This is a genomic window from Thiomicrospira microaerophila, assembly GCF_000934765.1.
Classification (GTDB): domain Bacteria; phylum Pseudomonadota; class Gammaproteobacteria; order Thiomicrospirales; family Thiomicrospiraceae; genus Thiomicrospira; species Thiomicrospira microaerophila.
This window is the reverse complement of record NZ_JYNN01000027.1, coordinates 26,009-36,738: the sequence shown is the minus strand read 5'-3', so window position 1 is coordinate 36,738 and position 10,730 is coordinate 26,009. Positions and strand designations below refer to the sequence as shown.

General features: G+C 48.8%; 10 protein-coding genes and 1 pseudogene. 6 read left to right on the top strand and 5 right to left on the bottom strand.

Going from position 1 to position 10,730, the window contains the following annotated elements; all coding sequences use genetic code 11:
- A pseudogene (locus NA59_RS09505) lies at positions 1-393 on the top strand (Rpn family recombination-promoting nuclease/putative transposase); the annotation flags it as partial.
- A 143-nt stretch (positions 394-536) separates the two neighbouring features.
- Here the strand turns inward: NA59_RS09505 and NA59_RS15710 are convergent.
- Both NA59_RS15710 and NA59_RS09500 read right to left on the bottom strand, forming a co-directional pair.
- Positions 537-665: a hypothetical protein gene (locus NA59_RS15710; RefSeq protein WP_269763846.1), complete on the bottom strand. Its 129-nt coding sequence runs from the start codon at positions 663-665 to the stop codon at positions 537-539.
- Between the two features lie 41 nt (positions 666-706).
- A complete protein-coding gene (locus NA59_RS09500) occupies positions 707-2,791 on the bottom strand; it encodes a putative bifunctional diguanylate cyclase/phosphodiesterase (protein ID WP_044411538.1) in 2,085 nt (694 codons plus the stop codon).
- A 239-nt stretch (positions 2,792-3,030) separates the two neighbouring features.
- Here NA59_RS09500 and argS point away from each other — a divergent pair, with 239 nt between their 5' ends.
- Positions 3,031-4,794 (top strand): arginine--tRNA ligase, encoded by a 1,764-nt coding sequence (gene argS / locus NA59_RS09495; RefSeq protein WP_044411535.1) that lies wholly within the window; start codon positions 3,031-3,033, stop codon positions 4,792-4,794.
- Complete coding sequence (locus tag NA59_RS09490) at positions 4,794-5,471, top strand: SPOR domain-containing protein (protein ID WP_044411532.1); 678 nt, start codon at positions 4,794-4,796, stop codon at positions 5,469-5,471. The genes argS and NA59_RS09490 overlap by 1 nt, the downstream gene beginning before the upstream one ends.
- Positions 5,472-5,721: 250 nt before the next feature.
- On the opposite strand, the gene NA59_RS09485 is transcribed toward NA59_RS09490, so the two are convergent.
- Both NA59_RS09485 and NA59_RS09480 read right to left on the bottom strand, forming a co-directional pair.
- Positions 5,722-6,747 carry a GGDEF domain-containing protein gene (locus NA59_RS09485; RefSeq protein WP_044411529.1) on the bottom strand — a complete coding sequence of 342 codons (1,026 nt, stop codon included), beginning with the start codon at positions 6,745-6,747 and terminating at the stop codon, positions 5,722-5,724.
- 481 nt (positions 6,748-7,228) lie between these two features.
- The gene (locus NA59_RS09480) at positions 7,229-7,903 is read right to left on the bottom strand and encodes a ComF family protein (RefSeq protein WP_044411527.1); all 675 of its coding nucleotides are present in this window, start codon (positions 7,901-7,903) and stop codon (positions 7,229-7,231) included.
- Between the two features lie 66 nt (positions 7,904-7,969).
- Here NA59_RS09480 and bioB point away from each other — a divergent pair, with 66 nt between their 5' ends.
- The 3 genes from bioB to NA59_RS09465 all read left to right on the top strand — a co-directional run bounded on the left by bioB (position 7,970) and on the right by NA59_RS09465 (position 10,287).
- Positions 7,970-8,956: a biotin synthase BioB gene (gene bioB / locus NA59_RS09475; protein ID WP_044411525.1), complete on the top strand. Its 987-nt coding sequence runs from the start codon at positions 7,970-7,972 to the stop codon at positions 8,954-8,956.
- Between the two features lie 27 nt (positions 8,957-8,983).
- Positions 8,984-9,862, top strand: a complete 879-nt coding sequence (locus NA59_RS09470) for a D-hexose-6-phosphate mutarotase (protein WP_044411523.1) — start codon at positions 8,984-8,986, stop codon at positions 9,860-9,862.
- Positions 9,863-9,936: 74 nt separating this feature from the next.
- Complete coding sequence (locus NA59_RS09465; RefSeq protein ID WP_044411521.1) at positions 9,937-10,287, top strand: DUF3392 family protein; 351 nt, start codon at positions 9,937-9,939, stop codon at positions 10,285-10,287.
- A gap of 108 nt (positions 10,288-10,395) precedes the next feature.
- On the opposite strand, the gene NA59_RS09460 is transcribed toward NA59_RS09465, so the two are convergent.
- On the bottom strand, positions 10,396-10,719 hold the full coding sequence (locus tag NA59_RS09460) for an ArsR/SmtB family transcription factor (protein WP_044411518.1): 324 nt from the start codon (positions 10,717-10,719) through the stop codon (positions 10,396-10,398).
- Positions 10,720-10,730: the final 11 nt, after the last annotated feature.

The following is a 10,730-nucleotide window of genomic DNA, read 5'->3' as shown; positions in this document are numbered from 1 at the left end:
CACGACATCCCACGCCGACTACAACAACAAATCTTCCTGCGTATCTTCGAAAAAGCCAGCATCGCCAAATTCACCCCGACTGAGCGTCAAACCTATGAAGCCAGCCTAAAATACTACCGCGACATGAAAAACGTGATTGACACCCATGTAGAAGAAGCCAAGGAAATAGGACGAGAGGAGGGGATTGTTATTGGAATTGAAAAAGGCCGTGAAGAAGGTATTGGTATTGGTCTCGAAAAGGGGCGTGAAGAAGGTGGATTAGAAAAAGCGCTACAGTTTGCCGCAAAGATGTTGGCAAAAGGAGATGATGATCAAACGATTGCTGACTTTACGGATTTAACACTAGAACAAATCCAAAACCTACGCGCAAAAAGAGGTATCGGTGATGAGTAACCTCGTTCCACGCTGTGCGTGGGAACGCAGGCCGATTTAGCCTATGAAACAGCGCTCGACCCAAGTCCAAGGCGCCCCACGTTCAACGTGGAGCGAGATCAATCACTAGTCATTGCGAGGCCGAAGGCCGTGGTAATCTCTGGTCAGCCACGCAATACAACCCGCCCCGTCATTCCGGCGAAGGCCGGAATCTCTGGCCAGCCACGCAATACAACCCGCTCCGTCATTCTGGCGAAGGCCGGAATCTCCAATCGACTGCGCGCGGGTTCCAAAGATGGCGTCACTGCGTTCGGAATGACACGGGTGGGTGCGTTTAGTGTCTACTAAACTGCTCATAAAAATGACAAAAGGCATCAGCGTCTAGGCCTTTTGAAATGTAATAGCCCTGAATATAATCACAACCGGCACACTGTAAAAACGCAAACTGCTCGGCGGTTTCAACCCCTTCAGCAATCACATCAATCTCCAAACTATTCGCCAGCGAGATAATCCCTTTAATTAAGGCATCCGCCTTGTGGCTGGTACCAATACGGTCGATAAACGATTTATCAATTTTTAACAGGTCATGCGCTGGTAAATTCGCCAATGAATTGAGTGATGAAAAGCCGGTACCAAAGTCATCAATGGCAATGCGCATACCTAAACGCCGAATATCATCAAACACCTGCTGGTTTTTATCGGCATCAAACAGCGTGCGCTCTGTGATTTCAAGTGCGATGCGATTGAGGTGCGGTTGGTAAGCAGGTTGAGCGGTGAGATGTTGCAGGTTTTGTTTAAAACCCGGCGAAGTCAGGGTGCGCCCTGTAATATTAAAGCTGATTTTGCTTAACTGGAGGTGCGGCTTGTATTCAAACCAACGTGCGACTTGTGCAAACAGCTGCGCCATAACCCAGTTATCTATTTCAGAAATTAAACTCGACTGTTCAGCGGTAGGGATGAATTGATCGGGTGAAATCCAACGTTGTTGCTCAGGATCAAACCAGCGAATCAACGCCTCCATGCCATTGATTTTGCCCGATGGTAGGTGAACCAAGGGTTGAAACACCAGTGTGAACTCGTTTTGACTCAGCGCGCGTCGAATGCTTTGCTCCATTTGGTTGCGCAAAAAAACCTGCTCAAGCATAGCAAGATCAAAAAAACTGTAGTGATTACGGCCGTTAGCTTTAGCGCTATACATCGCGGTATCGGCATGCTTAAGCAGTTGGCGTGTATCTTCGCCGTCATTAGGATAGGTTGCAATCCCGATACTGCCCGACACATTCAGCTCGCGATAACCAAACGCAATCGGTTTAGCAATATCAACCAATAACGCCTCCGCCAGCGTACTGAGCTCCTGTATCGACTGGTAGTTAGAGATTAACACCGCAAACTCATCGCCGCCTAAGCGTGCAAAACCAATGTTTTCAGCCGAAAAAGCCAATAACCGTTTAGACACCTCAACCAGTACCAAATCGCCTACATCGTGACCAAGTGAATCATTAATATTCTTAAACTCATCGAGGTCAATAAACATAATCGCCAAGGGGTGCTGTTCATAATGCGCCAGCTTCAAGTCATGCTCAAATGTCGTAATAAACGCATTTCGATTATGCAAGTGCGTCAGCGGATCAAAATGTGCCTGCTGCCAAATTTTTAGATTTTGTTCGGTTTTCTCCGTGATATCCTGAATCGCCGCAATCAGCGTGGGTTGGTTTTGATCATTATCGGCCACATCACCAAAGAGCTGGAAGTGCTGGGTTTGATCAGCACCTATTTGTAAACTAAACTCAAAACTACAACGCTGCTTGGTCTTTTGTTGTGCGATGCGTTTAAATGCCGCGCGGTCGGTCGGGGTCAGTAAGGGCAGTAAGCTATAGATATTTAATTCGCGGGTTTCAGGCCAGTTAAATAAATTATAAATGTTGAGCGACCAGGCCTGGTCATCCGTCACTAAATTCCATTCTAGATACCCCATTTTAGCGGTTTTTTGTGCCGCATCGAGCAACGCATTTTGCTGGCGTAAGCTCAGCTTTTGCTGGCGTAACTGTAAAATATTGGTTAACCGGTGTTTAAGCACAGTCCAATTAATCGGCTTTTTTAAATAATCAACCGCACCCGCATGAAAGCAAGCATCAATAAACGCCGTCGTTTCATCGCCGGTAATCATCAAAACCTGTGGCTTTTGCGCTTCGGGCGTTTTCTCTAAAATAGCCTGACAGGTTTCAAGCCCATTTTGCATCGGCATGTGACCATCTAACAGGACCAACTGCGGAAGCTGCTCAATCGCAAGCTGCTCAGCCGTTAAGCCATTATTCGCCACCATGACGTGATAACCGAGTTTTTGCAAATAGCTCGATGCCATCTTACAAAAAATAGGATCGTCATCAGCAATCAGGATAAGAGGGGAAGGATTTGACATGCGCGCAATCTGGCCAGTTTAAGTTTATGAAAATATCAAACATTAGATGATACAAACTTAACGCCGCTTTAGCAATAAAAACCTTTACCAAACAAACGAATAGCCCACGCGAATCTACGCCTAGTCGACCTGGTTTAAGGCGCTGATAGCCTATAAATTCGAGTGGCTAACAAAAAAAGCCAAGTTAAAGGGTGGCTTCTAGTAAAATACACGCTTTAGTTTGCACACAAGAGAGCGTCATGAAAACAAAGCTAAACCAGATTCTTATTCAAGTTGTAGAACAATTAAAGCAGCAGGGCATCTTGCCCGCCGAACAAACGGTGCGCATCCAAGTTGACGCCACTAAAGAGAAGGCGCATGGTGATTTTGCAACCAATCTTGCGATGATGCTAGCCAAGCCCGCCGGCATGCCACCGCGCGCACTCGCCACCAAAATACTAGCGCTATTACCGCAAGACTCTGTTATTACCCGCGTAGAGATTGCCGGCCCAGGCTTTATTAATTTTTTTGTCGCTGACCAAGCCAAGTTTGCGATTGTGCAGCGCGTGCTTGAACAAGCCAGTCGTTTCGGACAAAGCAACGTGGGGCAAGGGCGCTCAGTGCTAGTGGAATTTGTCTCCGCCAACCCCACCGGTCCATTGCACGTCGGTCATGGCCGGGGGGCGGCCTATGGTGCCAGCCTATCTAATTTGCTCGCCTTTTCAGGCTTTGAGGTCACACGCGAATATTATGTCAACGATGCCGGGCGTCAAATGGATATCTTAGCCACCTCGGTCTGGTTGCGTTATCTAGAGATTTGCGGAGAAGCGTTTAACTTCCCCAGCAACGGCTACAAAGGCGACTATATCTACGCCGTGTCGCGCCAACTCTTTGCGCAGCGCGGCGATAGCCTTCGCCAGCCCAGCCTTGAAGTTTTTGCCGGTGTGCATCCCGATGAAGGCCAGCCCGATGGTGATAAAGAACAACATATTGACGACCTCATTCTGCGTGCGAAAGCCTTACTGGGTGCCGCCGATTATGAACAGGTATTCGGGCTTGTTCTAAAAGATATTTTGAGCGATATTGAAGAAGACCTCGCTGAATTTGGTGTTCAGTTCGACAACTGGTTTTCTGAGCGAGCACTCATGCACACCGGTGTAGTGGATGCCGCGCTTGAAAAACTTCAAAAATCAGGCCAAGTCTACGAGCAAAATGGCGCCCTCTGGTTCCGTTCAACCGACTATGGGGATGAAAAAGACCGTGTGGTTGTGCGAGACAATGGCCTTAAAACCTACTTTGCCTCCGACATCGCCTACCACTTTAACAAGCTAGAGCGCGGCTATGAAACCCTGATTGATATTTGGGGTGCGGATCACCATGGCTATATTCCACGCGTCAAAGCCGCGATGCAAGCGATGGATACCAACCCAGACGCACTTGAAGTCCAGCTGGTTCAATTTGCTATTCTATACCGAGGTGCAGAACGTGCACAAATGTCCACCCGTAGCGGCCAATTCGTTACCTTGCGTGAATTGCGTGAAGAAGTCGGTGTGGATGCGGCGCGGTTTTTCTATGTAGCGCGTAAATCTGAACAACACATGGACTTTGATCTCGATCTAGCCAAATCCAAGTCAAATGAAAACCCCGTGTACTACATACAATATGCGCACGCGCGTATAAGTAACGTTCTAAACCAGCTTGAAGCTAAAGGCTATACGCTTGACCTAACCCAAGGCCTGGCTTCATTAGAAAGCCTCACGCAAACCCATGAAACCGATCTCGCTTCAAAACTTGCGCAATTCCCAGACTTGATTAGCCGTGCCGCGCTCGCGCGTGAGCCTCACCAAATTGCCTATTACCTTAAAGAGTTGGCACACGGTCTGCACAGCTACTACAACGCCTCACAATTTATTGTTGAAGACGATGCCTTACGCAACGCGCGTCTTGCCTTGGTTTGTGCGGTGCAACAGGTCTTAAAAAATGGCCTCGCCATTATCGGTGTGAGTGCACCTGAGAGCATGTAATGGCACGCGACTTCAAAAAAAAACCGCCACCCCCCAAATTCGAATTTCAGCGCCGCTCACAACAAATGCGGGCTGAACAAGAAACGCAAGAACGGCGTAAGCTTCCTTTTACGGGCAAGATAGGTCTCTTTTTTCTATCCTTGGTGACGGCCTTTTTGATTATCAGCCATTTTATGAAGCAGTTTAAACAAAGCGCACAACAGCCACTGCAAGCGAACGAAGTCTATCAACCCGGGTTGGCAGAGAGCTTAACCGCCAACCCTGATGCGCCCGGCGCGCTAGCACAAACTCCCTTGTCGGTGCCAGCCCAAACAACGCCAGAAGCCGTGCCCGCTGAACCTGATGTGTTGAACTTTAGTTTTTATACCGAGTTACCACAAATGGAAGTGGTCGTTGATGTTGAACCCTTGCCGATTTCACTGCCTGATCCCATGTGGATACAGGCCGGTTCATTCCGTGATTTAGCACAAGCACAGCGTGAACAGCAGCGGTTGTCAACGGAGGACAGGGAAATGCTGATTTCACCGATAGAAACTCAAAATGGCGTGTTTTATCGAATGATGCTTGGGCCTTTTACCGATAGATTACAGCTCAATCAACAACGCAATGCATTAAGGCGACTGGGTGCCGACACGCGGATAGTAAAACCGCCAGCCAAAACCTTACCGCTTGAATAATAAGTGATAAAACCCGGTTGTTGCGAACGGCCCACCCGTGTCATTGCGAGGAGCACAGCGACGCGGCAATCTCTCAAGGGCGAGCGCAGCCTGTCAGAGATTGCCACGGCCTTCGGCCTCGCAATGACAGTTGATTTATTGGCGCGCGACGCAAGTTGGTTCGCGCGGTATTGCCACTCATTCCTAACTTAATGGCAGTAACGCACAGCTTGGGAGCGAGTTATAGACATATGTGTATAACCTTAGGCTCCTAGTCATCAAACTCGGTTTTAACGCAGTTTCTTCCTGCTTGTTTAGCTTTATAGAGCATATCATCAGCACGCTTAATAAAATCATCAATCGGCTCGTATTGGCGATACTGCGCAATGCCAAACGAAGCCGTAATGTCAGGCAATACCTCGCCGGTATCTTTACGTTTCAAATGTGCTTTTTTCAGCTCTGTACGCAGAGTTTCGGCATGCGCTTTAGCCTGTTCAAGATCACCGTTTTGAACCAATATCGCAAACTCCTCACCGCCATAACGGCAACTCGTATGATGCTTCTTTTGTGTTTTACGTAAAATGTTAGAAAAGTAACGCAAAACACTATCCCCCACCAAATGCCCAAACGTATCATTAAACTTCTTAAAATGATCAATATCCGTCAGGATTAAAAACAAAGGCGCCTCCAAGGTTGCCTGGGTAGTGAGCTCCTCAATCGCCAAGTTAAACGCCTTACGGTTGCCTAGCTGGGTCAGCTCGTCTTGCATACTTTCGGCGCGCGCTTCAAGCAACTGGCGCTTGAGCTTTTGAATTTCAGTTAACGCACTCACCAATTCCTTTTGAAAAGTTTGATTATGGTCGCGCATTTGCGCCGTCGTGCTGATCATCGAATGCGTTAAGTCCTTTAACGTATCTTGGTTGAGTTCACTTTGCGATAAATCCTGGCTGTACTTATCAAGTTGCGCCGTGTTCGACTCCAGCCTTTGCGTCCAGAGGCTCAACTTCTTCATCATCGCATCCAGTAAGCGCTTAAACAACTTATCTAGCTCACTGTGCTCATCCTCATTATCAAGAAACTCAGCAAACAACCGACGCCCCGCGCGATCATTGTAGCCATAGGTATCTTTTAGAATCGAATCCATCTCCTGGCGCAAGCGTGGCTTGTCACCCTTAAAATAGCTATACCAAACCTGATAATTAATCGGCGTAGGATTAATTTTTTGTTCTTCAAAAATCTCGCAGATATGATTAAAAATTTTCTGCGCTTTTTCAAACGTATCTGATTGCGTACTCATTGCTTGTTTATCCTCGAAATAATATAGCGAGATTTTAGCATAGTTAAAAGTTCGGAGGGGACAAAAGGTTTGTTAAGAGGGCAACCAAAACGCCAGACCAAAACGCTAACCGCATTCCCACGCACAGTGTCACCGCCATTAAGTTAAGAAAAAACGCGTCATGGCGCGCCGCGGCAATCTTTCATGGGCTTTCTCGTTCCCACGCTGTGCGTCACGGCCATTAAGTTAAGAAGAAAACCGTCATTGCGAGGAGCGCAGCGACGCGACAATCTCTCAAGGGCGTGCGCAGTCTGCCAGAGATTGCCACGGCCTTCGGCCTCGCAATGACCGATTTTTTTACCTAGCGCCGTCATCCTGCGCGAAGTCGCAAGATCCAGCCGCTGGCGGCAATAGACCCTGCGACTTCGCGCAGGGTGACAGGGCAACTAGGGAGGCTAGGAGCCATTTATTCCTTAACGCAGTGCCCGTGACGCACAGGCTCCTAGCGCGTTTTTGCCAGTGCCCAGGCCTCGAGTTGAATATCCGGCTGCGCCGCTTGCAAACAGGTGGCGGCGGCCTGCATGGTGCTACCGGTGGTGATCACGTCATCGATGAGCGCGGCTTTTTGAATATTAATTAGGCTATGGGGTTGATAAGCAAAAGCGTTTTGCATGTTTTGCCGGCGTTGTTGCGCGTTCAAATGGGTTTGACTAGGGTTGGGTTTCGGGCGCGAGAGTGCATGTATTACCGGGCGCTTAACCAATTTACTCAACATTCTTGCGATTTCCAATGCCTGATTATAGCCACGGGCGCGCAGGCGCGACCTATGTAGCGGAATCGGGATCAACGCTTGCACCTCATTCACCTCAATGACCTGTGCCATCAACTCGGCAAACAGCCGTGTCAAATGCAACTGCTTGCCATATTTAAGCTGATGCACCAGGTCACGTAATTCATGGTCAAATTCAAACGCCACCTGCGTGCAATGCACCGCTGGGGGCGATTTAAGGCAACGGCCACACACCCAACCATTCGGGCTTGTTTCTGCACAGCGTGGGCATAAATCCACTTTTGGACGCCATTTTTCAACCAGGTCGGGTTGAATATCGAGTGCGGGTGTTAATTGATCGGTCACGACACAGCGCGGCGGAAAAATCCAGCGTTCAAGACAATGCATTGGTTGATACCTAATTGAATCCAACATCGTTATAATAGCGAACAATTACTTCTAGGAAAACACACAATGAAAGAACTTGGTGAAATTAGACACGATTGGACGCTAGCGGAAATTAAAGCAATTATGGGTCAACCCTTTAATGATCTGCTGTTCCAAGCGCATACCGTGCATCGTATGCACTTTGACCCTAACGAAGTGCAGGTCAGTACCCTGGTTAATATTAAATCGGGCGGTTGTGCCGAGGACTGTGCTTATTGCTCACAAAGCGCGCGCTATGACACCGGCTTAGAAAAGCAAAAAATGATGGCGGTACAAGAGGTGCTCGACAAAGCGATGCAAGCCAAAGCCAAGGGCTCTACGCGCTTGTGCATGGGCGCGGCTTGGCGCAATCCGAATAAAAAAGATTTCCCAGTGGTGCTCGAAATGGTGAAAGTCGTGCGTGATTTGGGGATGGAAACCTGCATGACGTTGGGTATGTTGGATGATGAGCAGGTGAAGCAGCTCAAAGAGGCGGGTCTTGACTACTATAACCACAACCTCGATACCTCTGAAGCCTATTACGATAAAGTGATTACCACCCGCTCATTCCAAGACAGGCTTGATACCATCGACAAGGTGCAACAAGCGGGCATCAACGTTTGTTCCGGCGGCATTATCGGTATGGGTGAGCAACACAAAGACCGCGCTGAATTGTTGCGCACCTTTGCGAATATGGCGCATCATCCGGGTTCCGTGCCGATCAATTTATTGGTGCCGATTGAAGGTACGCCGCTGGAAGCGATGCGTGGCAAAACCGATGCCTTTGAGTTTATTCGCGTGATTGCGACCGCACGTTTATTAATGCCAAAATCGTATGTGCGCTTGTCAGCAGGGCGGATGGAGTTGAATGATCAGGCGCAGGCCATGTGCTTTTTTGCCGGTGCAAATTCAATTTTCTATGGCGATAAATTGCTCACCACCGACAATCCTGAAGCCGATCATGACCAACAGCTTTTCGCTAAACTTGGGCTGAATATGCAAGCACAGGTTAAAGCACAACGCGATAATCACTAATTTAGTTTAAACAATAAGGAAAACACCATGCTAGCCAATCTACAAGCCCAGTTTAATCATCCTAATGTGCGTTTTTATCAGCAAGACCAGCTAGTGATGGTCGAGTTAAGCAATGCCTTTGGTCAGGCCACGCTGACAACGCACGGCGCAACCCTGTTGAGCTATATTCCGCAAGGCGGCGAGGAGGTGTTGTATGTATCCCAAACCGCGATTTATGATGGCACAAAACCTGTGCGCGGCGGCGTGCCGGTCTGTTGGCCTTGGTTTGGTGCGCATCCAACCGAGGCTGGCCAAAAAGCCCACGGCATTGCGCGTTATGAATTGTGGCAGGTTGAAGCCGTGTGTTCAGTCGGTGACGCCACCCAAGTCACGCTCTGCCTCACCCCGAATGCCAACACCCAAAAAGCCTGGCCGCATGATTTTAAACTCAGCCTGATTGTGACGCTGGGTGAAAAACTTGAAGTCGAGTTGCGTGGTGAAAATCGTAGCCAACAAGACTGGACCGTATCCGAAGCCCTTCACACTTATTTCAGCGTGGCGAAAGCACCCGGCCTGGTGGTGAAAGGGTTGGAAGGCGTGCAATATTTCGATAAAAACCGTGACTTTGCCGAGTTTACCCAAGATGAAACCCTTGCGATTCAAGCACCAATGGATTGCGTCTATGTTGATCATTCGGGCGGTGTTGAAATCCAAGATCAAGCTCGCACGATTATCATCGAAAAGCAAAACAGCGCCAGCACGATTGTTTGGAATCCAGGTGAGCAGGGCGTTAAAGCCTTTGCCGATATGCCCGATGCGGATTATCAAACCATGGTGTGTGTTGAAGCCGGCAATGCGCTACAAAACAGCTACAGCCTACCGGCGGGTCAAACCCATAGCATGAAAATGGGGTTGTCTGTCAAGTAATCAAAGGGCTAAAGTAGGGTGGATAAGCCACGCGCATCCACCTTGTCGCCAAAACAAATCAAAAGGAAGACCGCATGGATTGGAGCCTACTCACCGATGCCCTGACGCAAATACTCCACTTCATTACCAGCCTCGTGCAACCCCATCTCTATGCCATTAGTCTAGCGATGATGGCCACGCTGCTGGTGATTTATGGTGACAATGTGATGGCGTTATTGCGCCAGCAAATCGGTAGCCTAGGTTTCTTTCTCAAGGTCACGGTGTTTATTCTTTTCTGCGCGTTTGGTTTTGGTTTAATCACCCAATACCTGACCCCGCTGATGGTGGAGCTATTTAAAATGCTCGGCCAAACCTGGCTCGGCATCGGTGTGGTAGGGGTGTTCTACCTACTCGGATCTCTTGCGCAACGCAAAGGCATTATTTAGACCGCCTGTCAGACTAAACCACTCTTGAAAGCGTGTCCCCTCGGATTGAGATTCCGGCCTTCGCCCGAATGATGCGTGGGTTGCTGTGCATACGTTAGCCTTAAGCGCCTAGCAAACCGCACAGCCCACGTTAGACAGGGCCTTCACATCCTGTTGCAACGCCGCGATATCACCTAACTGCGCAGGGTGCAACAACCGCTGCGCCGCCGCTGTTAAACGATAATGCACCCAAGTGCCATGTTTCTCAGTGCTCACCAACCCCGCATCGCGCAAAATAGCCAAATGCCGAGACGAAAAACTCTGCCCAAACGCCAACACCCGCATCAACTCACACACACACAAACTGTCTTGCTGCCCAAGCAAATGCACAATACGCAACCGAGCCGGATGCCCCAACGCCTTAAACTGCTTCGCTGTTAACTCTACTGTCATGTTTTTTTGAT

Coding starts and splice junctions, on each gene's coding strand:
- NA59_RS09460 (WP_044411518.1), bottom strand. CDS start 10,719: ATGACAGTAGAGTTAACAGCGAAGCAGTTTAAGGCGTTGGGGCATCCG.
- NA59_RS09465 (WP_044411521.1), top strand. CDS start 9,937: ATGGATTGGAGCCTACTCACCGATGCCCTGACGCAAATACTCCACTTC.
- NA59_RS09470 (WP_044411523.1), top strand. CDS start 8,984: ATGCTAGCCAATCTACAAGCCCAGTTTAATCATCCTAATGTGCGTTTT.
- bioB (WP_044411525.1), top strand. CDS start 7,970: ATGAAAGAACTTGGTGAAATTAGACACGATTGGACGCTAGCGGAAATT.
- NA59_RS09500 (WP_044411538.1), bottom strand. CDS start 2,791: ATGTCAAATCCTTCCCCTCTTATCCTGATTGCTGATGACGATCCTATT.
- NA59_RS09480 (WP_044411527.1), bottom strand. CDS start 7,903: ATGCATTGTCTTGAACGCTGGATTTTTCCGCCGCGCTGTGTCGTGACC.
- NA59_RS09490 (WP_044411532.1), top strand. CDS start 4,794: ATGGCACGCGACTTCAAAAAAAAACCGCCACCCCCCAAATTCGAATTT.
- NA59_RS09485 (WP_044411529.1), bottom strand. CDS start 6,747: ATGAGTACGCAATCAGATACGTTTGAAAAAGCGCAGAAAATTTTTAAT.
- argS (WP_044411535.1), top strand. CDS start 3,031: ATGAAAACAAAGCTAAACCAGATTCTTATTCAAGTTGTAGAACAATTA.